The organism is Novosphingopyxis sp., assembly GCF_965218915.1.
Taxonomy (GTDB): domain Bacteria; phylum Pseudomonadota; class Alphaproteobacteria; order Sphingomonadales; family Sphingomonadaceae; genus Novosphingopyxis.
The window spans coordinates 3,231,398-3,255,619 of record NZ_OZ244708.1; the positions used below are offsets into that span (position 1 = coordinate 3,231,398).

At 62.2% G+C, this 24,222-nt stretch carries 21 protein-coding genes; 10 read left to right on the forward strand and 11 right to left on the reverse strand.

Features of this window, described 5'->3' with window-relative positions:
- Positions 1-22 precede the first annotated feature (22 nt).
- Both ACOQPC_RS15295 and ACOQPC_RS15300 read left to right on the forward strand, forming a co-directional pair.
- On the forward strand, positions 23-958 hold the full coding sequence (locus tag ACOQPC_RS15295) for a right-handed parallel beta-helix repeat-containing protein (protein ID WP_420606562.1): 936 nt from the start codon (positions 23-25) through the stop codon (positions 956-958).
- 165 nt (positions 959-1,123) lie between these two features.
- Positions 1,124-3,163, forward strand: a complete 2,040-nt coding sequence (locus ACOQPC_RS15300) for a protein-disulfide reductase DsbD family protein (RefSeq protein ID WP_420606563.1) — start codon at positions 1,124-1,126, stop codon at positions 3,161-3,163.
- Here ACOQPC_RS15300 and ACOQPC_RS15305 read toward each other — a convergent pair.
- Entirely contained in the window at positions 3,160-3,486 is a 327-nt protein-coding gene (locus ACOQPC_RS15305) for a hypothetical protein (protein WP_420606564.1), read from the reverse strand. The genes ACOQPC_RS15300 and ACOQPC_RS15305 overlap by 4 nt on opposite strands.
- Before the next feature lie 200 nt (positions 3,487-3,686).
- Complete coding sequence (uvrB, locus tag ACOQPC_RS15310; protein ID WP_420606565.1) at positions 3,687-5,867, reverse strand: excinuclease ABC subunit UvrB; 2,181 nt, start codon at positions 5,865-5,867, stop codon at positions 3,687-3,689.
- A gap of 95 nt (positions 5,868-5,962) precedes the next feature.
- On the opposite strand from uvrB, the gene ACOQPC_RS15315 reads away from it, so the two are divergent.
- Positions 5,963-6,538, forward strand: coding sequence for a DUF3617 domain-containing protein (locus ACOQPC_RS15315; protein WP_420606566.1), 576 nt, complete (start codon positions 5,963-5,965; stop codon positions 6,536-6,538).
- 49 nt (positions 6,539-6,587) lie between these two features.
- Here the strand turns inward: ACOQPC_RS15315 and ACOQPC_RS15320 are convergent, their stop codons facing one another.
- Positions 6,588-7,004, reverse strand: coding sequence for a PaaI family thioesterase (locus tag ACOQPC_RS15320; RefSeq protein ID WP_420606567.1), 417 nt, complete (start codon positions 7,002-7,004; stop codon positions 6,588-6,590).
- A gap of 117 nt (positions 7,005-7,121) precedes the next feature.
- Positions 7,122-8,501 (reverse strand): cytochrome P450, encoded by a 1,380-nt coding sequence (locus ACOQPC_RS15325; RefSeq protein WP_420606568.1) that lies wholly within the window; start codon positions 8,499-8,501, stop codon positions 7,122-7,124.
- 103 nt (positions 8,502-8,604) lie between these two features.
- Between ACOQPC_RS15325 and ACOQPC_RS15330 the strand changes: the two genes are divergently transcribed.
- Positions 8,605-8,772, forward strand: coding sequence for a hypothetical protein (locus ACOQPC_RS15330; RefSeq protein WP_420606569.1), 168 nt, complete (start codon positions 8,605-8,607; stop codon positions 8,770-8,772).
- Here the strand turns inward: ACOQPC_RS15330 and ACOQPC_RS15335 are convergent.
- The gene (locus ACOQPC_RS15335; RefSeq protein WP_420606570.1) at positions 8,769-9,002 is read right to left on the reverse strand and encodes a hypothetical protein; all 234 of its coding nucleotides are present in this window, start codon (positions 9,000-9,002) and stop codon (positions 8,769-8,771) included. The genes ACOQPC_RS15330 and ACOQPC_RS15335 overlap by 4 nt on opposite strands.
- Before the next feature lie 708 nt (positions 9,003-9,710).
- On the opposite strand from ACOQPC_RS15335, the gene ACOQPC_RS15340 reads away from it, so the two are divergent.
- The 3 genes from ACOQPC_RS15340 to ACOQPC_RS15350 all read left to right on the forward strand — a co-directional run bounded on the left by ACOQPC_RS15340 (position 9,711) and on the right by ACOQPC_RS15350 (position 11,946).
- The gene (locus ACOQPC_RS15340) at positions 9,711-10,310 is read left to right on the forward strand and encodes a thermonuclease family protein (protein ID WP_420606571.1); all 600 of its coding nucleotides are present in this window, start codon (positions 9,711-9,713) and stop codon (positions 10,308-10,310) included.
- Positions 10,304-10,657 (forward strand): HNH endonuclease, encoded by a 354-nt coding sequence (locus tag ACOQPC_RS15345; RefSeq protein ID WP_420606572.1) that lies wholly within the window; start codon positions 10,304-10,306, stop codon positions 10,655-10,657. Before ACOQPC_RS15340 ends, ACOQPC_RS15345 begins: the two co-directional genes overlap by 7 nt.
- A gap of 116 nt (positions 10,658-10,773) precedes the next feature.
- Positions 10,774-11,946, forward strand: coding sequence for an alpha/beta hydrolase family esterase (locus tag ACOQPC_RS15350; RefSeq protein ID WP_420606573.1), 1,173 nt, complete (start codon positions 10,774-10,776; stop codon positions 11,944-11,946).
- Between the two features lie 270 nt (positions 11,947-12,216).
- Here the strand turns inward: ACOQPC_RS15350 and ACOQPC_RS15355 are convergent, their stop codons facing one another.
- The 4 genes from ACOQPC_RS15355 to ACOQPC_RS15370 are packed head-to-tail and all read right to left on the reverse strand — an operon-like array spanning position 12,217 to position 16,166.
- Entirely contained in the window at positions 12,217-14,721 is a 2,505-nt protein-coding gene (locus tag ACOQPC_RS15355) for a DEAD/DEAH box helicase (protein WP_420606574.1), read from the reverse strand.
- A gap of 5 nt (positions 14,722-14,726) precedes the next feature.
- Complete coding sequence (locus ACOQPC_RS15360) at positions 14,727-15,776, reverse strand: ribonucleotide-diphosphate reductase subunit beta (RefSeq protein WP_420606575.1); 1,050 nt, start codon at positions 15,774-15,776, stop codon at positions 14,727-14,729.
- A 23-nt stretch (positions 15,777-15,799) separates the two neighbouring features.
- Complete coding sequence (locus ACOQPC_RS15365) at positions 15,800-15,976, reverse strand: hypothetical protein (protein WP_420606576.1); 177 nt, start codon at positions 15,974-15,976, stop codon at positions 15,800-15,802.
- Positions 15,977-15,989: 13 nt separating this feature from the next.
- Positions 15,990-16,166 carry a hypothetical protein gene (locus tag ACOQPC_RS15370; protein WP_420606577.1) on the reverse strand — a complete coding sequence of 59 codons (177 nt, stop codon included), beginning with the start codon at positions 16,164-16,166 and terminating at the stop codon, positions 15,990-15,992.
- A gap of 179 nt (positions 16,167-16,345) precedes the next feature.
- On the opposite strand from ACOQPC_RS15370, the gene ACOQPC_RS15375 reads away from it, so the two are divergent.
- Positions 16,346-16,570, forward strand: coding sequence for a DUF2171 domain-containing protein (locus ACOQPC_RS15375; RefSeq protein ID WP_420606578.1), 225 nt, complete (start codon positions 16,346-16,348; stop codon positions 16,568-16,570).
- A gap of 102 nt (positions 16,571-16,672) precedes the next feature.
- Here the strand turns inward: ACOQPC_RS15375 and ACOQPC_RS15380 are convergent, their stop codons facing one another.
- Positions 16,673-17,140 carry an endonuclease domain-containing protein gene (locus ACOQPC_RS15380; protein WP_420606579.1) on the reverse strand — a complete coding sequence of 156 codons (468 nt, stop codon included), beginning with the start codon at positions 17,138-17,140 and terminating at the stop codon, positions 16,673-16,675.
- Positions 17,141-17,223: 83 nt separating this feature from the next.
- Entirely contained in the window at positions 17,224-19,125 is a 1,902-nt protein-coding gene (locus ACOQPC_RS15385; protein WP_420608165.1) for a ribonucleoside-diphosphate reductase subunit alpha, read from the reverse strand.
- Positions 19,126-19,813: 688 nt separating this feature from the next.
- Between ACOQPC_RS15385 and ACOQPC_RS15390 the strand changes: the two genes are divergently transcribed.
- Positions 19,814-21,625: an ABCB family ABC transporter ATP-binding protein/permease gene (locus ACOQPC_RS15390; RefSeq protein ID WP_420606580.1), complete on the forward strand. Its 1,812-nt coding sequence runs from the start codon at positions 19,814-19,816 to the stop codon at positions 21,623-21,625.
- A gap of 123 nt (positions 21,626-21,748) precedes the next feature.
- Positions 21,749-23,965: a M3 family metallopeptidase gene (locus ACOQPC_RS15395; protein WP_420606581.1), complete on the forward strand. Its 2,217-nt coding sequence runs from the start codon at positions 21,749-21,751 to the stop codon at positions 23,963-23,965.
- Positions 23,966-24,222 lie beyond the last annotated feature (257 nt).

Sequence of the window (24,222 nt, forward strand, 5' to 3'; positions counted from 1 at the left end):
TTCCATGCTATGCGCCCCGTCCATGAAACGATCGATCCTGACCCTCGCCTTGCTCTGCGCCGCCGCACCGGTAGCGGCCCAGAACGCCCCCGCTCCCTATAGCGTCGCCGAAAACGGACGCGGCTACGGCACGCTGCAAGGCGCGGTCGATGCGATCGGCGAGGGCACCGGCACGATCCTGATCGCGCCGGGCATACGCCGCGACTGCGCGGTGCAGGGGGCGGGGCGCATCACCTATCGCGCCGCCATGCCCGGCCGCGCGATCTTCGACGGCGGCATCTGCGAGGGCAAGGCCACGCTCGTGCTGCGCGGACAGGCGGCGAGCGTGGACGGGCTGATCTTCCAGAACCTGGCCGTGCCAGATGGCAACGGCGCCGGCATCCGGCTGGAACATGGCGATCTCAGCGTCGCGAACAGCTATTTCCGGGATAGCGAGGAGGGCATCCTCACCGCCGACGATCCGGGCGCGGCGATCCGCATCGACAAATCGACCTTCTCCAATCTGGGCCGCTGCGACCGCGATCTGAGCTGCGCGCACAGCATCTATGTCGGCGATTACGGCGCGCTCACCATCACCCGCAGCCGCTTCCAGCGCGGCAGCGGCGGGCACTACGTCAAGAGCATCGCGCGGCGCATCGCGGTCACCGATTCCAGCTTCGACGATACGCGCGGGCGCGCCACCAACTACATGATCGATCTGCCCAAGGGCGCCACCGGCGTGATCGAGGGCAATGTGTTCGTGCAGGGGCGCGACAAGGAGAATTACTCCGCCTTCATCGCCGTGGCCGCCGAGGGCAGGGAGCATCCGAGCACCGGCCTCGCCGTGCGCAACAACGACGCGCGCGTCGGCCCGGGTATCGACCGCTCGTCGGTGTTCCTCGCCGACTGGTCGGGCGACCGGCTGCAATTGGGCGCCAACCGGCTGGGACCGAAGCTGAAACCGTTCGAGCGGCGGTGATCGCGGCTGTCCTACAGCACCCCTATCCTGTATGAGCGGGAGGCGATGACCCATAGCCCAGTCCTGCCGTTCAACCGTTCGTCGCTGAATGGGAACGGTCGGACGGAATTTCCCGCCCCCGCCATGTCACCGGTGTCACCTTACAAAGTCGAGCGGCGATATGGGATGATGCACGCTCTGCTTCTTCTGATCGCTCTTTTCCTGTCCGCTCCCGCCATGGCGCAGATGCAACCGAACAGCATCCACGGCGAGCTGCTGGCCGAACAAGGCGAAGTCGCGCCGGGCGGTGGCGATACGCTGGCGCTGGCGTTCAGGCCCGATCCGGGGTGGCACGGCTACTGGTCCAATCCGGGCGACGCCGGCTTCGGCATCGATCTGAAATGGGCGCTCCCCCCCGGCGTAACACTCGGCGAACCACAATTTCCGGTACCGCAGACGCTCGTGATCGCGGGGCTCATGAATCACGTCTATGAGGGGCCGCACGCGCTGCTGTTCGACCTGAAGCTGGATCGGAGCATCGCGGCCGGCACCCGGCTTCCGATTGCGCTGGACGCACAATGGCTCGCCTGCACCGACGAGATTTGCGTGCCTGAGAGCGGGCATTTCGAAATCGATCTGGTCGCCGGCGCGGCCGGCAGGGCGGCCACCGCGCGGTTCGATCGGTTTCGTTCGAAACTGCCCACGCCGCTCGATCGGACCGGCACCTTCAACGCCGCGAACGGACTGCTGCGGCTGGCGATTCCTTTCCCCGCCACCGCCGCCCTCGCCGATCCTCATTTCTTCGCCGGTGCCGACGGCATGGTCGATTATGCCGCGCCGCAAAAGTTCATGCGAAGCGGCGACACGCTGATCATGGAGACGCGGCTGGCGGGCGATCCGCCGTCGGATGTTTCCGGCCTGCTCGCACTGGGCGATGGCGGGGGGCTGCGGATCGCGGCGGTGCCGGGGAGCGTTCCGGCGGGGGGCACACGGCTCGGCGAGCCGGTCGATGCGGCCGGCGATGCACCGACGCTGCTCGTCAGCTTCGGCGCGGCGCTGCTCGGCGGATTGCTGCTCAACATCCTGCCCTGCGTGTTCCCGATCCTGGGGCTCAAGGCGGTCAGCCTCAGCCGCGCGGCGATCGGCGAAAGCGCAGCGCGGCGCGACGCCCTGGCCTATGCGGCGGGCGCGATCCTCGCCTGCCTCGCGCTGGGCGGGGTGCTGTTGCTGTTGCGCGCGCAGGGAGAGGCGGTCGGCTGGGCGTTCCAGTTGCAAGAGCCTGCCGTCGTGATCGCGCTGTTCCTGCTGACGGTCGCGATCGTCGTCAATCTGCTTGGGTTGTTCGACGTGCCGGGCCTCGCCGCCGGCGATCGGCTGACCCGATCAGGTGGCATCGGCGGCAGCTTCTGGACCGGCGCGCTCGCCGCGTTCGTGGCGACGCCGTGCACCGGTCCGTTCATGGCCGCCGCTCTGGGCGCGGCCTTGCTGCTGCCGGTGCCCGCCGCGTTGCTGCTGTTCGCCGGGCTTGGCATCGGTCTGGCTCTGCCGTTCCTGGCGATCGGTTTCGTGCCGGCGCTGCGCCACTGGCTGCCCAGGCCCGGCGCGTGGATGGAGAGCTTTCGCAAGTGGATGGCGCTGCCGATGGCGCTGACCGCGCTGGCGCTGGCGTGGCTGCTGTGGCGGCTTGGCGGCCCGGCTCTGTTGTTGGCGGGTGGCATCGCTGCGCTGGCGATGGCCGCCCCGTTGCTGCTGCTCGGACGGATGCAGAAGCGCGGCGGGAAAATGATCATGCCGGTGGCGTTCGCTGCGCTCGCGATGCTGCTGCTTCCGCCTGCCGTGATCGCGGCGGGACCGGGCGACCGGTTCGTTCCAGCGGTAAGCGACTCCAGCGATGCCATCGCCTTTAGCGAACCCGAGCTGGCCAAGTTGCGCGCCGACGGCAAGCCCGTGTTCCTCTATTTCACCGCCGACTGGTGCGTCACCTGCAAGGCGAACGAGGCCGCGGCGATCGACCGCGATGCGGTGCGCGATGCGTTCGGGCGTGCCGGGATCGTGACGATGCGCGGCGACTTCACCCGCCGCGATCCGGCGATCGCGCGCTTCTTGGCCGAGCACGGGCGCGCGGGCATTCCCTTCTATCTCTATTATCCCGCGGGCGGCGAACCCCCGCGCGAACTGCCGCAATTGCTGAGCCAGGACCGGCTCATCGCGCTTGCCGAGGGTTAGTTCTCGATCACGTCCTCGCGCGTTTCGCCGCGCACGACGATCCCCTTGATGCCGGTGACCGCGTCCACCGGAATCGAAATCTCGAAGGCGCGCTCGGCGCCGTCCCGCGCGGTGATGGCCGCGACTTCGATCACCCAATAATCCGGCTTGCGGGAATAAATACGCGGCGCCAGTTTCACCGCAACCCCGTCGTCCGAAAGCGTCCCGCGCACGCGCAGGAACCGCGTGTCCCCCATCGGCCCGGTCTTGATTACCGCCTCGTCGAAATCGACAAGACGGGCATTGGGCGCGCTCGTGTGGGAACGCGGCGGATGGGACGACATCTAAGCTTCAAACTCCGGATCGCTGGCGGGCGTGCGGATCGTTGTCCGTATGCCCTCCGCAGGGGTGCAATCTCCCTTGGCCGCTCATTTGCGCGCAGCTTCGACTGCGCACAAGCCCCGAATTCTGATGGATTTGCCAGCCATCTGATATTATGAGACTATTTTTATTACGCCCACACGCAATAAAATTAAATTTTCACTCAGCGCATCTTTCTTTGCGTTTTGCCGTAACGCATTTTGCGTGTGCCTGGCCTTCCTTCGGTCGCACGTCCCCGTGGCGCGGTGATTTGATCCTCGCCGGGCAAGCCGAGTTCGTCGGCCTCCAGCTTGCGGATCTCGTCGCGCAGCCGCCCGGCCTCCTCGAATTCCAGATCGGCGGCGGCGGTGCGCATCCTCTTTTCCAGATCCTCGATATAGGCGCGCAGGTTGTGCCCGACGAGGCCGTGCGTGTCCTCGTCCGCGCCCTTGCGTGTGCCTTCGCCTTTGGGCGCATGGGCGACGATGTCAGTTACCGGCCGCACGATCGTCTTCGGCGTGATGCCGTGCTCCGCGTTATACTGGACCTGCTTCTCGCGCCGACGGTCGGTCTCGGCCAGCGCGCGTTCCATCGATCCGGTGATGCGATCGGCGTAAAGGATCACGCGCCCGTCGACGTTGCGCGCGGCACGGCCGATGGTCTGGATCAACGAGGTTTCGGAGCGCAGGAAGCCCTCCTTGTCCGCATCCAGAATGGCGACCAGCCCGCATTCGGGGATGTCCAGCCCCTCGCGCAGCAGGTTGATGCCGACGAGCACGTCGTACACGCCGAGCCTCAGATCGCGGATCAGCTCGATCCGCTCCAGCGTCTCGACGTCCGAGTGCATGTAGCGCACCTTCAGCCCCGCCTCGTGCATGAATTCGGTCAGATCCTCGGCCATGCGCTTGGTCAGCGTGGTGACCAGCGTACGGTATCCGCGCTTTGCGGTGATCCGCGCCTCGTTAATGAGATCGTCGACCTGCTCTTCGACCGGCTTGATCTCGACCGGCGGATCGATCAGCCCGGTGGGGCGGATGACCTGCTCGGCGAACACGCCGCTGGTCTCCTCCATCTCCCATTTGCCGGGCGTGGCCGAGACCGCGAATGTCTGCGGGCGCATCGCGTTCCACTCGTTGAACCTGAGCGGCCGGTTGTCGATGCAGCTCGGCAGGCGGAAGCCATATTCGGCGAGCGTCAGCTTGCGCCGATGATCGCCCTTGGCCATCGCACCGATTTGCGGCACCGTCTGGTGGCTTTCATCGACGAACAGCAGTGCGTTTTCGGGCAGATACTCGAATAGCGTCGGCGGCGGTTCGCCCGGCAGGCGGCCCGTGAGAAAACGGCTGTAATTCTCGATCCCGTTGCAGCTGCCGGTGGCGTGGATCATCTCCAGATCGAAATTGGTGCGCTGCTCCAGCCGCTGCGCCTCGAGCAATTTGCCCTCGGCCTCCAGTTCCTTCAGGCGCTCGGCGAGCTCGAACTTGATCGCCTCGGCGGCCTGCTTCATCGTCGGGCCGGGAGTAACGTAATGCGAATTTGCGTAGACCCGCACCTTGTCGAGGCTCCCGCCCTTCTTGCCCGTCAGCGGATCGAACTCGGCGATCGATTCCACCTCGTCGCCGAAAAATTCCACGCGCCAGGCCATGTCGTCATAATGCGACGGAAACAGCTCCAGCGTGTCGCCGCGCACGCGGAAATTGCCGCGCGCGAACGCGGTATCGTTGCGCTTGTACTGCAGCGCGACGAGCTTGCGGATCAGCTCGCGCTGGTCGACGCTCTCGCCCTTTTTTATATCGAAGATCATCGCCGAATAAGTCTCGACCGAACCGATGCCGTAGAGGCAGGAGACCGAAGCGACGATCAGCACATCGTCGCGTTCCAGCAGCGCGCGGGTGGCCGAATGCCGCATCCGGTCGATCGCCTCGTTGATCGAGCTTTCCTTCTCGATGTACGTATCGGACCGCGCGACATAGGCTTCGGGCTGGTAATAGTCGTAATATGATACGAAATATTCCACTGCATTGTCGGGGAAGAACTGCTTGAATTCGCCGTAGAGCTGCGCGGCGAGGATCTTGTTCGGCGCCAACACCAGCGCGGGCCGCTGCAATTCCTCGACCACCTTGGCCATGGTGAACGTCTTGCCCGATCCGGTGACACCGAGCAGCACCTGCGTCGCCTCGCCGTCGCGCGCGCTTTCCACCAACTCGGCGATCGCGGTCGGCTGGTCGCCCGAGGGCTGGTAATCGCTGGCCAGTCTGAACGGCCGCCCGCCGTCGCCCTTGTCCGGGCGGACCGGCTTGTGCGGCACGAATTTCTCGTCTGTGTCAGGCTCTTCGAGCCCGCGTCGGATCACCAGTTCTGCCATTGCCGCTATATGAGGGCTGCATCGCGTCGTGCCAAGGCGGCTAGGCACGGCCTCGCCCCGCCGATATTATGGCGCATCATTTCGGAGACCCATGCATGAAGCCTTTTCTTTTCCTCGCCACCTTCGGCCTGCTCGCGCTCACCGGCTGTTCCGGCGACAGCGATGATGCCGACAGCAAGGCCCAGCCCGCGAACGCCGCCGAGCGCGCGAACCCCCGGCAGAGCGCGGCCAACCGGGAAGCGATGATCGAGACGCTGACCGACAGCCTGCAGCCGGGCATGTGGGCGCTCGATTTCACCATCACCACGATCGATGCACCCGACGCGCCGCAAATCCTGCGCCGCCCGCTTGAAGGGCTGAGGGGCAGCACGCAGAGCTATCGCCATTGCCTCCCCGCGGACCAGGCGGGGCGGCCCGATCCGGAGTTCTTCGGCAATGACAGCGCGCACGACTGTACCTACGACACATTCTCGCAGAGCGGCGATTTCACCACTATCCGCATGACCTGCGGCGCGTCGGGCGGCCGCCGCGCGCGCACCGACCTGCAGGGCACGCTGGGCGCGAAGAGCTTCGATCTCGGCATGGCCAACGAGGTGCTGAACAGCCCCAACGGCAAGATCAGGCTGGCCGGCAAGCTGACCGGCAAACGCGTGGGCGAATGCGAGGGGTGAGCGACGGAATGCTGCGCGAGCGATCCTAAAAACCAGACAAGGCTACCGTTCAGATGCGAGCCAGTCCGGTCGTTGGAACTATCCGTGCAGAAGCGGTCGCCTTTGCAATCAGACGTTCTTCGGCATCGCGCAATTCTCCCTCAAGAAAAGCAATCGTCCTTCCCATCTTGACGATGCGACCAACCCCGATAAAGCGGCCGGGGCGGGCCGGGGCAAGGAAGCTGATGTTCAGATCGATCGTCGCGCAATAATGTGTTCCATGGGATTTCACTAGCACCGTCGGTCCAAGCGTATCATCGAGCATGGCCGCGATGAAACCGCCTTGGATGTTGCCGCCAGGGTTACAAAAAGCAGACTTTCCTTCCATCGACACACGAACCGTTCCCGACGCTTCATCTGCTTCCATGAGTTGCCAACCGAGTGTTTTCGCACATGGAGGCGCGAGGAAGTTGTCGAAGACGCTCATGCATTTCTCCTGTGCCCTTCGCGCTTTGAGAGTTCAAGAACGTGAAACCGGAAATTCCAACTTCCAGTCATTCAGGACCCCCCGGCATTTCTGACCCTAGCCCGAGCACGAGCAGCCTCACTCCAACCGCGCCATCTGCACCTTCAGTCCGTCCCGGGGCCTCGGGATCGGCCAGTCCTGCCAGTCGGGTTCGTATCCGTCCTCGATCTCGACCCGCATTTGGGTAAGCAGGTGATGGACGATGATCTTCATCTGCATATAGGCGAAGTGCAGCCCCAGGCACATATGCGCGCCGCCGCCGAACGGCACCCAGGCGAAGCGGTGGCGGGCCTTGATCTGGTCCGGAGTAAAGCGCAGCGGATCGAAACGGTCGGGATCGGGCCAATAGTCCTCCATGCGGTGCGTGAAACCAGGGCTCACGCTGACGTTAGCGCCCGCCGGAATGTCGTGCCCACCAAAGGAAAAATCCCTGAGCGCCCGGCGCGGGATCGACGGCACCGGGGAGATCAGCCGCAGCACCTCCTTGAAGAACATCTCGGCCAGCTCGAGCTTGCCGAGATCGTCATAGGCCAGGCCCGCCCCGGCCGGCGCCGCGCCCAGGCATTCCTCGCGCAGCCGCTCCTGCCAGGCGGGTTCGCGCGCCAGATACCAGACCATCGAGGTGACCGACGAGGTGATCGTATCGTGCGCGGCCATCATCAGGAAGTTCATATGGTCGACGATCTCAGCCTCGGTCAGACGCGATCCGTCCTCGCGCTCGGCCCGGCAGAACTGGCTGAACATGTCCTGCGCGCCCTCGTCGGCGCGGCGCGCCTCGACCATCGGCCCGAAATAGTCGATCAGGAACGCCCGCCCCTTCACCCCGCGCCCCATTTGCGTGAACGGCAGCGGGCGGCGCACCACGCCGACCGAGGCCTGCACCATATCGACAAAGGCGCGGTTCACCTTCTGCGCGTCCGGCCCGAAGGGAATGCCGAGAAAGGCGGTGGCGGCCAGCTCCAGCGTGAGCTGCTTGATCTCCGGATAGAAGCGGATGTCGCGCCCCGCCCAGCCCGCGATCCGCGCCGCCGCGCCTTCGTTCAGCACCGCCGCATAGACCTTCATCGATTCCGGCTTGAACGCCGCCTGCAGCGCGCGACGGTCGATCCGGTGACGCTCGAAGTCCATGAGCATCAGCCCGCGCGGGAACAGCAGGTTCAGGATCGGCCCCCAGCCCTGTTCGGACGAGAACAGCTTGTCGCGGTCGAACAGGACCAGCTCGTTGGCCTCCGCCCCCATCATCGCCACGGTCGAGAAGCCGAAGCTGCGCACCCGGTAGATCGGCCCGTAATCGCGGTACATCCGGCCCGAATAAGCCGGCGGATCGCGCAGAATCTCTAGCGTCGCACCGAGCACCGGCCAGCCGTCCTCGCCCGGAATCGCGGCCAGCTCACCGGGGCCGGCCCGCGCCGTCCAGTGCGGGTTCGCCGCGTCGCCATGCGCCGGGGCCGTCGCCATGCCGCCTCTCCTTCGCTCCCGATATACCTCTTGCCCGGCGCATTGCCAGCGGAACCCCGACCCCGCTCCGGCAGTTTGTCCGGTACTCGATGAAAAGGACAAGATGATGAAACGCGCCCGCGCAGACACCGAAGCCCCCGAGGCGGTCAACACCGAGCAGCAGGAGGCCGATCAGGCGCAGGACGTCGCCCAGGACGCGCTCGACCGGCACCGCGCGGCGGGCCAGGAGGCGGCCGATACCGACCCCGGCGAAACGGACGCGGAGCGCTAGCGCCCGGCCTGCTCAAGCCGCCGCTCGCGCTCGAACGCCTCGCGGCGCCGCTCGACCATATCGGCGGTGTCGCTCGCGGAAGCCTTAACTTCTGACTTGACGGCCTGCTGTTGCCGCGCCTTGTCGGCGACAGGGACGGTGCAATAGGCGGTGAGTAGAATTCCCAGCGACCAGATGAGCGCGTTCCAGCGGCTGGCGAAGACGGTTTTGAGGCGGGGTCCGAAAAACATTGGCCACCATCACATGCCTCCGGTTAACGCCACGTTCCCCCCGCTATATCAAAGCGTCGGCTTCACACGCTTCATACTGTCCAAGGAGCGAACGTCACCCCGCCGGACATATCGCGAAACCGGATCCGCGGCCGTCCGAAAGTTCGTGAAAAGCACGATACGTACTCCTTTGTCCGCCTCTCCGCGAAGCAAATACGGAGCGTGAAGGAGGAAAGGGGTCGAATTGAGGACATGGCAACCAGTCTATGCCGAAACGCCCTATGTAGAGCTGCGTTTATCCGATGGATTGGACGATCCGCGTTCCCCGAACCGCAGTTCTCCGGTCGGTCGCATCGGCTCCATTTCCTGTCAGCCTCCGCGGGATTAACCCGTATGACAGGCGTTGCAACAATAGTAGCAGCCATTTGATCGCGGATAGGTTTGCTTCGCCTTGCTTACCGCCCCGCTGCAATCGTCGTGGTAGCCAAGGTCCTTCCGGTTCGAGGCATCGGGCATGTAGCTGCAACCGCTGGTCCGATTGTGGACTTCATGATCTCCATTGGACTGAGCGTTTCTGTTGACGATGTAATAGGGCATATCCGTGCCTCCTTTGCACTCGGCAGGATAGCGAGCCGCCGCCGATCGGGGGCCGGAGACTGATCGGAAGCGGACCGCCAATCGCATCGATCCGGTGCGAAAAGGCGGCGATTATTAGCAAATCGTTGATCGATGGCTGGCACCTTTGCCGGCATGGGCAAGCCTTTCAAGATCGCCGGCGGCGGCTACCGGTTGGCGCCGCGCCGTTATCGGCCCGCGCGGCATGTTCGGTCGGTGAAGAAGGCGCGTACGCGGGCATCGCGCTCGCTGGGGCATCCCGAGATCGTCGGCCTCGCGCTGCTGCTGTTCGCCGCGATACTGTGGGGCCCGGAATGGATCGACGGACGCATGTCGCCAACCGCGTCGTTCGGCGAGCGCAACGCGCCGAGCGAGCGCGTCGCCTTTGGGAAATGCCATATAGGCGGCGGCTATAATTGCGTGGTGGACGGCGACACGATCTGGCTGAAAGGCGAGAAGATCCGGCTGCTCGATATCGACACGCCCGAAACCCACCCGCCCCGCTGCGCCGAGGAAGCGCGGCTCGGCACTGCCGCCACCGATCGCCTCCACGCGCTGCTGAACGGCGGCGCGGTGAGCGTGGCGCGCGACGGCGCCGACCGCTACGGCCGCACCCTCGCGGTGGTGATGGTGGACGGGCGGCCGGTGGGGGATGCGTTGATCGCGGAGGGGCTAGCGCGGGAATATGGCCGCGGGCGGCGGAACTGGTGCTGACGATGATCTCCAAACCAAAGTTTTTCGATCCCGTGCGGCATGCTTATGCCAAGGCGAAGCGCCGGAAAAAGGCGCTAAAGCTTTTACGTGCCCGCGATGGCGATACCTGCTGGCGCTGCGGCCATCCGATGCGCTTCGATGGTGCGCCCAATTGCGGCAAGGCGGCCACGATCGAGCATCGGCTACCGCTGTCCAAGGGCGGAAGCTGGGCGCTGGAAAACCTTTGCCTGTGCCATGTCGGCTGCAACCGGCACCTCGGCGCGCATCCGCCGGAGCAAAAGGAACGGATGCGTTGCAACCGAAACGCCAGACCGGACACGAGGGCTGGCGCTCCTAAGCCAGGCTGATCCTCACGCCACATGCAGTCGCCGCATCGCAGCCCGTGCAAATTGAATGCTGCATCGCAACAAAACATGCCTATATCGGACGCCTCACCATGAGGAAGGGCGAGCAGATGCGTGTGATGAAATTCCCTTTGGCCCCGGGCGGACGCCCCGGTTCCCTCGGCGCCGGGTTGCCCGGCCTCGGCGCGTCCCCGCTCGGCGGCGGCGACCGGCTGGCCGCGTTCACCGATTTCGCGCCCAATCCCGGCGCGCTCGCGGCCCATGCCTACGTCCCCGATGATTTGGAGCCGGGCGCGGCCCTCGTCGTGGTGCTGCACGGCTGCACCCAGAACGCGGCCGGGTACGATCATGGCAGCGGCTGGTCCTGGCTGGCCGAGCGCCACGGCTTCGCGCTGCTGTTCCCCGAGCAGGCGCGCGCCAACAACCCCAATCTGTGCTTCAACTGGTTCCAGCCGAAGGACACCGCGCGCGGGCAAGGCGAGGCCGCCTCGATCGCCGCGATGATCGGCGCAATGGCGGAGCGCCACGGTATCGATCCGGCGCGCGTCCACGTCACCGGCCTGTCGGCGGGCGGCGCGATGGCCTCGGCGATGCTCGCCGCCTATCCGGAGCTGTTCGCGAGCGGCGCGATCATCGCCGGACTGCCGCACGGCGTGGCGGCGGGCGTGCCGCAGGCGCTCGACGCCATGGCGGGCCGCGCGGTGCCGGACGCCGACACGCTGGGCGGCCGCGTGCGCGCCGCCTCCAATCACGCCGGCCCCTGGCCGCGCGTCTCGGTGTGGCAGGGCGACGCCGATTCGACGGTGACCGCGCGGAACGGCGCGGCGGTCGCGGCGCAATGGCGCCATGTCCACGGGCTTGGCGAGGCGGCGGCGGTGACCGAGCCGATCGGCCCCCACCGCCGCACCGCCTGGACCGACGCGGAGGGCCGCGCGGCGATCGAGCTCTACGAGATCGCCGGCATGGGCCACGGCGTCCCGCTCAACCCTGGCACCGGCGAAGGCGAGGCCGGCACGGCGGGCGCGCACATGCTCGACGCGGGGATCGACTCCACCGGCCGCATCGCCGCCTTCTTCGGCGTGGGGCCGGAGGCTGCGGCTGGGACGGCGGCGGCGAAGGCGCGCGCCGCCAAGGCGAAGCCTGTCAAACCGAACAAGGTGCCCGCCCCGACCGCCAAAATCGTCCCCCTCCCCCGCCCCGCCGCCAAGCGCGCCGAGCCCGAACAGCCGAGCGAGCCCTCGGGTGTGCAGGCGGTGATCGAAAAGGCGCTGAAGGCCGCGGGGCTGATGTAACGGCAAGCTCGACCGCCAAGCCATCGCGACAGGCCGATCGACGCTGGAAGTTCGCAAAGGCCCTGATACGTCCCCCCCTTTTTCACCCCGGTCCGAAAAAGCCGGGCGGCTTGCAACGGAAAAAAACGGCTGGCGGCCATGACTAAAATGATACCCACTGACCCTGCCTGTAGGACAAGACCAATCCGATGGATTCAGAGCGGTACATCTCAAAAGCAACGCGAGTCATTGTGCCGCGTGCCACATAGCAACGTTAACAATGATCATGATTTATTCAAACGTGAACTGCGATAAACGCTGAATAATCCCATCAGGTTCAAGTCCTTTATCTATCAAAATACGCTGAGCGTTAAAAGCTTTCTGATCTTCTCCCAAGCTTCCAATTTCTTTTATCGCTTGCCGAGCAGATTGCACAATCTGATCGATTGTGGCAAATGTTAAAGCCAAAGTGTGATCTGCTCCTGCATTTTTTTCTGATTTATTCGTAGGGTAAACGATTATTCTTTGTTTTCTCTCCACTACTCCATAATTAGTATCAAACCAGTTTTCATGGTTCATAACTTGGCCATGGAGCGTCTTTGTTAATTTATTCTTGTCTCGCCGGCGGGATTTGGCCTCTATAATTAAATGAGTTCCTTCGGTTGCAGCTAATACATCGGGGCCCTTTCTATAAATATCGTCCGGCCGAGAAGCCGAAAATCCTATGAATTCAAACAGGGTTTGTAGTGCTGTTTCAAATTGATTGGCAGTGGCGATGGCAGATAAATGCTTTGCCGCATCATCAAAAACACGTTGAGCGACGCCGACATGATGGTACTGATTTATTTTTGCAACGATTGATGCGCCTTGATTAGAGGTTGCAGCAACGGCAACGAACGGAACTTGCCCTCTCGGTCCAGTAAGCCGACTGTTAAGGCCATGCGCCTTTACCTGTGATTGCTCTGCAGAAACATCATCGCCATGCTGCATTAAGGCTCGACTTTTCAATTGATGAAACCAGCCTTTGGTCGCCTGATCGGTTGCTAGATCGATTGCCTTGTCCAATTCAGAAAGGGCGTTTGTGAATTGCCTGACCCGAAGAGCGTCAATCGCTGCGCGCTCTCGTTCTCTCATTTGCAGGTCACATTCCGATGGACAAACGGGCACGGCAGCATCCCCTAGTTCGGCCGCGTGATACGATCTCCATGAGGAGTCTCGATTCAAACATTTCCAAGCGGTTTCAACAAAGTCTTGAGGGCTATTAACGGCTTTGCTCACCTCTAATCCGATCTCTAACTGCCTCAACGTTCCTGCGGACAGAAACTTTTGATTTGATTTGACGCCTATCCAGTTAATCAGGTCCGAGCCAGTTAACAACACCACGCAATAATCGCTTGTGCCGCGAGCTCCGCGTCCAATGGCTTGCTCAATGCGCTGTGCTAGCGAAACGCTTCCCGCTCCATATGAAAATGTATCGATGCGCCATGAGTCGTAATCAGAATTTCCGTAAGGCAAACCGTCCAAAATCAAAACACGACATGACTCTCCCGGTAAGTCTACGCCATCATATCGGCGAGGTAAGACGGCCGAGAGCCCTTTTGTAGTCCTCAGCCTTTCAATCAGGACTTCCGTTTCGTCGCCTTTCTTAGGAACTTGGGCGATTCCATCCCAGCGCATCGCCGCCTCAAAACTTGGAGTAAGAATTGCAACGTTCTTATTGCTTTTCTTTACCTCAGAGAGCAACTGTTTGACCATGACGGTGGAATCAAACGGTTCAATAGGCTTGATTAGCGCGGGAGAAAGTATCATTCGCTCTCCAACGCCAGCAAGCGAAGCCGCAACGAGCGGATTATTCGCTGCCTGCGCCGAGACACCAAGGTTTCGAACTATTTCACTATCATCTGCAATTGTAGCCGACATAAAGATACGGCGTTTTGCAGTATCAAATACAAATGCACGATCAGTTAATGGCACAAGCGGCACAATTGACACCGATTTACGACTTATAAGTACCTGGCAGACGTGTAATTCATCTCGAATGTGAGGCCAAGAGAATCTGTCAATATTTTCCGGGCCATAGGCTTGTATTATTTGACTTATCGCATCTTTTTGCTGTAGCCAATCCCAATGCGGCACATCTAGAACAAAATGCTCTTTCCCCGAGACAATTTCATCGAAAGTCTGCGCTCGGTTTAACTGCTTAAAAGCTTCCCTAAATTCCGAACAAATCTCATTGTATAAATCTTTATGGTTTTTTTGCTTTATAACAAAGCTAAAGCTGTCCCAAACACTCTCAAAAGCGGCGTGCGCATCATCAAGAATTACCAGTCCACACTTACCAACTTCAGAGCGTTTATCGCGCGTACCGAACTTACTCAAACCATTAAATACAGCTTCGTAAGTCAGGATACCTACACACTGGCCATTTATAATCTCTGGATCGATTCCTTCTGAAGCTCCCAAATACGGCTTAGCTTTAATTCCAAAGCTGTCTGCCTCGTCGCAGACTTGTTTCATTAGCTGTCGAGTAGGAGTTAAGTAAAGTGCTGGCTGCTTAAGTTCGTTTAAACTAGACTGCGCCTGCAAAAGTCCAACGAGCGATTTCCCACCCCCTGTCGGAAGCTTTAAAATTGTGTCTTTAACATCTTTGTTGCGATACCAACGGTCTAGCAATTCGCTTTGACTTGCGTATAACTCGTTAACTCCGTCAGGCTTAATCAACTTTTGGAATATCTTACGGGGATCGGTCTCGCCGTTCGCACTCGAAACTCTATTCAGACTATCAAAATCGACCATTTCCCCTACTCCGCCGCCACGCCCGCCTGCGCGAACATGTCCTCGCCCTCATCCACCGGCGCGTCCTCGTTGGCGACCTTCTTCTTGCGCCTGTCAAAACTGTCCCAGACCTCGTTCCAGTTGCCGCGCGTCGCGGCCTTGGAATATTCCGTGGCGCGGGTTTCGAAGAAATTGGCGTGCTCGACGCCGTTGAGAAGGGGCGCGAGCCAGGGGAGCGGGTGTTCCTCGATCATGTAGATCGACTTCAGGCCCAATTGGCCCAGGCGCCAATCGGCGATGTAGCGGATGTAGCGCTTGATCTCGCTCGCGGTCATGCCGGGCACGGGGCCTTGTTCGAACGCCAGATCGATGAACGCGTCCTCCAGCCGCACCGTCTTCTGGCACGCGTCCATGATGTCCTCCTTGACCGCCTTGGTGAGGCAGTCGCGCTCGGCGCAGAAGGCGTGGAACAGCTTGGTGATGCCCTCGCAGTGCAGGCTCTCGTCGCGCACGGACCAGCTGACGATCTGCCCCATGCCCTTCATCTTGTTGAAGCGCGGGAAATTCATCAGCATGGCGAAGCTGGCGAACAGCTGCAGCCCTTCGGTGAAGCCGCCGAACATGGCCAGCGTGCGGGCGATATCCTCATCGCTGTCCACGCCGAACTGCTGCAGATAGTCGTGCTTGGCGACCATCTCCTCATATTCCAGGAACATGCCATATTCGCTTTCGGGCATGCCGATGGTGTCGAGCAGATGCGAGTAGGCGGCGATGTGCACCGTCTCCATGTTGCTGAACGCGGTCAGCATCATCTTGACCTCGGTCGGCTTGAACACGCGGCCATATTTGTCGTGGTAGCAATCCTGCACCTCGATATCGGCCTGGGTGAAGAAGCGGAAGATCTGGGTGAGCAGGTTGCGCTCATGGTCGGAAAGCTTCTGCGCCCAGTCGCGGCAATCCTCGCCCAGCGGCACTTCCTCGGGCATCCAGTGGATCTGCTGCTGGCGCTTCCAGAACTCGTAGGCCCAGGGATATTCGAAAGGCTTGTAGGTCTTGCGGGCTTCGGTGAGGGACATTGGGGGCCTCCTTGGCGGCTGGATCAGATGATGAAGGAAATGACGGTGAGGACGAGGCCGACAATGGCAACGCCGATGGCGGCGGTGCGCACGGCGCGCGGCGGGATCTCGCCGGCCTTGCGCTGGCTGTAATCGCCCGCGCCGATCAGCATGGCGGCGACCAGCATGAGCAGGCCGGGGATGAGGAACAGCCAGTTCATGACGCCGCGCCGCTCATACGATATGGTAACGGAACAGCACCACCACCAGCGATACCATCGCGCCGATCAGCAGCAGCCCGGAGGTCGCGAACATGGCGCTTCGCTTCTGGCGATCGTCCACGCGGCGGGCAAAGGTGGACAGCAAGGCGGCGCCGACGAACACGGCGATGATCAGGATGAGGAGCGTCATGCCGCATATCTACGCGCTTTCGCCTGTATCGGCGCTGACCTGCGACAAATAGCGCGGCGGGTGCGGCGGACTGACGAGCGGGCGGCGGAACGACCGGGCCGGTTCATGCATTGATGATGTGAGAGACCGGCGGGTGAAACCGGCGTAAAATCAGTCACATACACATGAGGAGAACATACATGTTCGATAAATTTCGCATCAAGGAACATATGGAAGTCGTCGGCAAGAATGGCCAGCATGTCGGCACCGTCGATGAAAAGGACGGCGATCGCGTCAAGCTGACCCGGACCGACAGTAGCGACGGCAAGCATCATTATATCGACGCCGACATGGTCGACCGTGTGGAAGACAACCGCGTCTATCTGAAGGTGGACGAGGCGACCGCGGAAGCCGCCAAAATCTAGCGGCTCATCCAAGTTTCGCGCCCGGGCGACCGGGCGTGCAAAACCGACCCCGGACAGCCTTGCGCTGTTCGGGGTCGATCCTTGTGTGGGGGTGAGCGCCACTTACACCTCTCCCTTGGGGAGAGGGAGGGGCCCGCCGGACAAAGTCCGGTGGGAGGGTGAGGGTGAATGGTTCGATGAAAGCACATCACCCTCACCCTTCCGCCGCTGCGCGGCTCCCTCTCTCTCCCCGAGGGAGAGGGAAATTGCGGTCAGCACGCCTTCGACGTTGCTTAGCACGTCATTATTCCAGAAGCGGATGACTCGGTAGCCTTGCGCTTCAAGGAAAAGCGTGCGCGCGGCGTCGCTGGACTCGTCATGCTGACCGCCATCGACTTCGATGATCAGCTTTTCAGCAAAGCATAAAAAATCGGCGTAATAGGGACCAATGGGAGACTGAAACCGGAATTTATACTGGGGAAACGCGCTGCGCAGCGCTTGTCTCAGCGCTTTTTCGGCATCGGTCGCGTTGCGGCGTAGGGCGCGAGCGCGTGTGACCGTGCCGGATGGCTGGTTTTCGTAATGGCGCATCACCCTCACCTTTCCGCACGGCTGCGCCGCGCTCCCTTCCTCTCCCGATGGGAGAGGAAAGTTTCAGCATCCGCTCGATCAGTTTACTGGCACGCCAGGCATTCGTCATAATCGGTGGTGCCTGCGGTGGTCATCAGTTCGACGCGCGCGGGATCGAGCGTGTTGTCGCGCTCCACACCGCCGGCCGCGTTTTCGGGTTCGGCGGTGCTGCCCGCGAAGCCGGCGCGCTGCACCGATTTCGAGCGCAGATAATAGAGCGACTTCACCCCCAGCTCCCAGGCGCGGAAGTGCAGCATCAGCAGGTCCCATTTCTCGACATCCGCCGGAATGAACAGGTTCAGCGACTGCGCCTGATCGATGTAAGGCGCGCGGTCCGCGGCCAGTTCGAGCAGCCAGCGCTGATCGATCTCGAAGCTCGTCTTGAAGCTGTCCTTTTCCTCCGCGCTCAGGAAATCGAGATGCTGAACGCTGCCGCCCTTTTCCAGGATCGAATTCCAGACATTGTTGCTGTCCTTGGACTTCTCGCGTAGGATCGCTTCCAGATGCGGGTTCTTCACGATGAAGCTGCCCGACAGCGTCTTGTGCGTGTAGATATTGGCCGGGATCGGCTCGATGCAGGCGCTGGTGCCGCCGCAGATGATGCTGATCGAAGCGGTCGGCGCGATCGCCATCTTGCAGCTGAAGCGCTCCATCACGCCCATATCCTCGGCGTCGGGGCACGGTCCGCGCTCCTGCGCCAGCATCATCGAGGCATTGTCGACGCCGCTGCGGATATGCTTGAACATCTTTATGTTCCAGCTTTTGGCCAGCGCGCTCTCGAACCCGAGGCCGCGCGCCTGCAGGAAGCTGTGATAGCCCATCACGCCAAGGCCGACCGAACGCTCGCGCGATGCGCTATATTTGGCACGGGCCATCTCGTCCGGCGCACGCTCGATGAAATCGGTGAGCACATTGTCGAGGAAGCGCATGATGTCCTCAACGAAAAGCTTTTCGCCGTTCCACTCGTCCCATTTTTCGAGGTTCAGTGAGGACAGGCAACACACCGCCGTGCGGTCATTGCCGAGATGGTCGGTGCCGGTCGGCAGCGTGATCTCGCTGCACAGGTTCGACGTCGATACCTTTAGCCCCAGATCGCGGTGATGCTTGGGCATGGCGTTGTTCACCGTGTCCGAAAACACGATATAGGGCTCGCCCGTCGCCAGCCGCGTCTCGACCAGTTTCTGGAACAGCGCGCGGGCGTTGACCGTGCTGCGCACGCTGCCGTCCTTGGGTGATTTCAGGTCGAAATCATCGCCGCTGCGCACCGCTTCCATGAACTCGTCGGAAATCAGCACTCCGTGATGCAGGTTGAGCGCCTTGCGATTGAAGTCACCGCTGGCTTTGCGGATTTCGAGGAATTCCTCGATCTCAGGGTGCGAGATGTCGAGATAGCAGGCGGCCGAGCCGCGCCGCAGCGAGCCCTGCGAAATCGCCAGGGTGAGCGAATCCATTACCCGCACGAACGGGATGATGCCGCTGGTCTTGCCGTTGAGGCCGACCGGCTCGCCGATCCCACGCACGCTGCCCCAATAGGTACCGATGCCGCCGCCGCGGCTGGCTAGCCACACATTTTCGTTCCAGGTGTTGACGATGCCCTCAAGGCTGTCGTCGACCGAATTGAGATAGCAGCTGATCGGCAGCCCGCGCCCGGTGCCGCCGTTGGAAAGCACCGGCGTCGCCGGCATGAACCACAGCTTGGAGATGGCATCGTACAGCCGCTGGGCATGTTCCTGATCGTCGGCATAGGCCGATGCCACGCGGGCGAACAGATCCTGATAATTTTCGCCGGGCAGCAGATAGCGGTCCTCCAGCGTTTCCTTGCCGAACGCGGTCAGCAGCGCATCGCGCGATTCGTCGGTGACGACCTCGAAGCGTCGCGCATCGATCGTGTGGCTGCCGGACGCCGGTTCGGACGCAGCGTCATCCCCTGCATCATGATCCGCCATTGCCCGGTCTTCCATTACACTTGCCTCGTTCATCGCGTCCGTTTCCCTGAAATCCACCCAACTCACTCCCCGGATGTTCTTATCATGTTCGATTCGGCCGGAAGCTACCAGCTTATCAGATTTTGTCGGTCGGGGGGACGCCTCCCGGCTTATCCCCAGCTTAATTTCCGCGCGGTCGAGGCGGCGGAAAACGGGCACAAAGCGGCATACGGAAAATCGTGCCCTCCGTCGGCATTTACAAGCCCTAGTTATGCCCCCTCAGCCCAACCACTACCCATTGTGCCCGAACCGGCGCGCGGCGCAAGAGGGTTAATGATTAATTCGGGTTTCGATTCGTCGCAGCGGGGATTCGCTTCATCGCTGCCGAAGCCATGCGACGCGTGGACCAAGCTGGGTTTCCGGCTTGCGCAAGAGGTGAGTTGGGGAAGCGAAAAATATTTCGGAAGTGTGGCAGTCGGAGCGGAGCGCTGTTCCCGGGATATAAAGCTTTCGTCATCCCGGACTTGATCCGGGATCCAGGGCGGATGCAGCACTGCCACTCTGCCTGACGGGCTGCAACGGCCCTGGATTCCGGCTTTCGCCGGAATGACGGGGTGCGCAAGAAACGTGGCTTATCTTCCTAGACGGTGACGTTGCGTGATGACCCCCCGCCTTCCCCCGGTACGGCCTCGCCCCTATATCGGCCCTCGTGCCACCTGACGTTCAACATTCCGGCCGGGAGCCGCCGATCCTGCCGGTGCTGCGGCGCTTCCTGCCCTATCTCTGGCCGAAGGATGAACCGGGGCTGCGCGGGCGCCTCGCATTGTCCGGTCTGCTCGTGCTGCTGGCCAAGGGCGGCGCGCTGCTGGTGCCGTTCGCCTACAAGGCGGTGGTCGACCGCATGTCGGGCGACGCGGAGGCGGCGCTAGCGATCATCATGGCGCTGGTCGGCGCCTACATCCTCGCGCGCTTTACCGGGGTGGCGTTCGATTCGCTGCGCCGCGTGGCGTTCGAAAGGGTGGGGCAGACGGCCACCCACCGCCTCGCCAGCCACACGTTCGAGCATCTGCACAAGCTGTCGCTGCGCTATCATCTGTCGCGCCGCACGGGCGAGGTGACCAAGGTCGTCGAGCGCGGCACCAAGACCATCGACACGATGATCTATTTCCTGCTCTTCAACATCGCGCCGACGGTGGTCGAACTCGCGGTGGTGCTGGTGGTGTTCTACATGAAACTGGGGCCGGGAGCGGTGCTTGCGACGGTCTTCATGGTATGGCTCTACATCTTCTTCACGCAAAAGGTGACCGACTGGCGCAACAATCTGCGCCAGGAGATGAACGATCTCGACACGCGTGCGATCGGGCGCAGCGTAGACTCACTGCTGAATTATGAAACCGTAAAGTATTTCGGTGCCGAGAAGCGCGAGACCGACCGTTACAGCCATGCCGTGCAAAGCTATGCGCGGGCCGCCGAAAAGTCCGAAAACTCGCTCGGCTTTCTCAACATCGGCCAGGCCTTCATCACAAATGCGATGATGCTCGGCGCGATGCTATACACTGTGTGGCTGTGGAGTTCGGGCGATCTCACCGTGGGCGACCTCGTACTCGTCAACGGCCTGCTCATGCAACTCTTTCGGCCGCTGGACCTGCTCGGCATGGTCTACCGGATGATTCGCCAGGGGCTGATCGACATGGCCGCGATGTTCGACCTGATGGATACGCCGCCGGAGATCGTCGATGCGCCTGGCGCCAAGCCGCTGGCGATCGGCCATGGCGCGCTGGCATTCGAGAATGTGCGCTTTGCCTATAATGAGGACCGCGAGATTCTGCACGGGGTGAGCTTCGCCGTGCCGGCGGGCAGGACGCTGGCGATCGTCGGGCCGTCGGGGGCGGGCAAGTCGACCATCGGGCGGCTGTTGTTCCGATTCTACGATCCGCAGGACGGGCGCATCCTGATCGACGGGCAGGACATCGCAATGGTGACGCAGGAAAGCCTGCGCGCGCAGATCGGCATCGTGCCGCAGGATACCGTGCTGTTCAACGATACGATCGGGTACAACATCGCCTATGGCAAACATGGCGCGACCGGCGAGGAGGTGCACGAAGCCGCGGCCGGCGCGGCGATCGACGGGTTCGTGCAGAGCCTGCCGCAAGGTTACGACACGCCGGTCGGCGAGCGCGGGCTCAAGCTATCGGGCGGCGAGAAGCAGCGCGTGGCGATCGCGCGGACGCTGCTGAAGAACCCGCCGATCCTGATCCTTGACGAGGCGACCAGCGCGCTCGACAGCCGCACCGAGGACGCGATCCAGGACACGCTCGACCGGATCGCGCAGCGCCGCACCACGCTGATCGTCGCGCACCGCCTGTCCACCGTCACCCATGCCGACGAGATCATCGTGCTCGACCAGGGACGCATCGTCGAGCGCGGCAGCCACGCCGTGCTGCTGGCCAGACAGGGGCTCTACGCCGATATGTGGCGGCGGCAGGCCGAAGAGCGCGAGACCCAGGAAGCGGCGGAGTAAAGCGGCTTCAGCTTAGAGTCAGGCGTGAAAGCCTATGCTTTTCACATAATTGGAAATCCGCGCGGTCGCAGCCATTGGCAGGCCCGCGCGTTGCTATTCCATATGATGAAAGGTCCAAAATCCATGAAATCCAAGCTCCTCCTCGCCAGTACCGCGCTCGCGCTCGGTTCCGCCGCTGCGGTGCCCGCTTTCGCCCAAGCCCCAGCCGCCGCTCCCGCCGCGCAGCAAAATCCCTTTGCCGCGCCGAGCACGCTGCCCTTCCAAGCGCCCGATTTCAGCAATATTCAGGATAGCGACTACGCCCCCGCCTTCGAGACGGGCATGGCGCAGCATCTGGCCGAGGTGAACAAAATCGCCGATCAGAAGGCCGCACCGACGTTCGACAATACGATCGTGGCGATGGAGCGATCGGGCCGTATGCTCGACCGGGTGTCCCAAGCCTTTTTCGCGGTGAGCCAGGCCAATAGCAATGATGCGTTGCAGGCGGTCGAGACCGACATCGCGCCCAAGCTTGCCGCGCATACCGATGCGATCTATCTCAACCCCAAGCTCTATCAACGCGTCGAGGCGCTGTACGACAAGCGCGATTCGCTGAAGCTGGACGCCGAGCAGGCTCAGCTACTCATCGTCTATCATCAACAGTTCATTTCGGCCGGCGCGCAATTGTCCGATGCCGACAAGGCCAAGCTGAAGGATCTCAACAAGCAGCTCTCGACGCTCTCGACCGAATTCTCGCAGGATCTGCTCGCCGCGACCAAGGACAATGCGCTGGTGGTGGATGAAAAGGCGAAGCTGGCCGGCCTCAGCGACGCCGATATCGCCGCCGCCGCCGATGCCGCCAAGGAGCGCGGGCTGGACGGCAAATATGTGCTGTCGCTGCAGAACACCACGCAACAGCCGATGCTGCAGGACCTCAGCGACCGCGCCACGCGCGAGGCGCTGTTCAACGCCAGCTGGACCCGCGCCGAACAGGGCAGCGAGAACGACACGCGCGCGACCATATCCACGCTCGCCAAGCTGCGCGCGGACAAGGCTAAGCTGCTCGGCTTCGACAGTTACTCGGCTTATGTGCTCGACGACCAGATGGCCAAGAATCCCGAGACCGTCGGTGCCTTCATGGCCAAGCTCGTCCCCGCCACCGCCGCGCAGGAGCGCCGCGAGGCCGCCGTGCTGCAGCAGCAGATCACATCCGACGGCGAGGATTTCGCGCTGAAGCCGTGGGACTGGGACAAATATTCCGAAGCGGTGCGCAAGGCGAAATACGACCTCGACCAGAACGAGGTAAAACCCTATTTCGAGATCAACAAGGTGCTCGAGGACGGCGTGTTTTATGCCGCGAACCAGCTTTACGGCGTCACCTTCAAGCCGCGCACCGATTTGCCGGTCTACCAGCCCGACATGAAGACCTACACCGTCTACGACAAGGACGGCTCCGAGCTCGGCCTGATGTATTTCGACTACTGGAAGCGCGACAACAAGGCCGGCGGCGCGTGGATGTCGAACTTCGTCGGCCAGTCCAAGCTGCTCGGCACCAAGCCGGTGATCTACAATGTCGCCAATTTCACCAAGCCGAGCGAGGGCGAGCCCGCGCTTATCAGCTTCGACGACGTGACCACCATGTTCCACGAATTCGGCCATGCGCTGCATGGGCTGTTCGCGGACCAGACCTATCCCACGCTGTCGGGCACCAATGTCGCGCGCGATTTCGTGGAATTCCCGTCGCAGTTCAACGAGCATTGGGCGCTCGATCCCAAGGTGCTGTCGCATTACGCCGTGAACTACAAGACCGGCGAGGCGATGCCGCAAGCGCTGGTCGATAAGATCAAGAAGGCGGCCAAGTTCAACCAGGGCTATGCGCTGGGCGAGGTGGTTGCCGCCGCCGCGCTCGATCTGAAATGGCACGCGCTACCCGCCAGCGCGCCCAAGCAGGATGTCGATCAGTTCGAGGCCAAGACGCTGGCCGACATGGGGCTCGACACCAAGGACGTGCCGCCGCGCTATCGCTCGAGCTATTTCCGCCACATCTGGGCGAACGGCTATGCGTCCGGCTATTACGCCTATCTGTGGACCGAAATGCTCGACGACGACGCCTATAGCTGGTTTCAGAAGAATGGCGGCCTGACCCGCGAGAACGGCCAGCGCTTCCGCGACCTGATCCTGTCGCGCGGCCACACGCTCGATTACGGCCCGATGTTTCGCGCCTTTTACGGCAAGGACCCCGATATCGGCCCGATGCTAGAAAGTCGCGGGCTGACCACGGCGAGCGTCGATGGCATCACGCCGACACCGACATCCGACGCTCCGGCAGAAGCTCCGACAAGCGGCAGCACTGGCCTCTGACGAGAGCGAAAGCCGGGCCGTTCTTCGGTCGAAATTATGTAATAATATCTCGTCGTCATTGCGAGGAGTCCCGGACTTGATCCGGGGCGACGTGGCAATCCAGGGTGGATACAGCACTGGACCAACCCTGGATTGCTTCGGCCTGCGGCCTCGCAATGACGAAATTGCTAATAGACTGACGGCGGCTGCGCCAGGTCCGTCCGATCCGCTTCTCGCGTGAACGATCGCGCCACTTGCCCTTGCGCGCACCAGCGGCG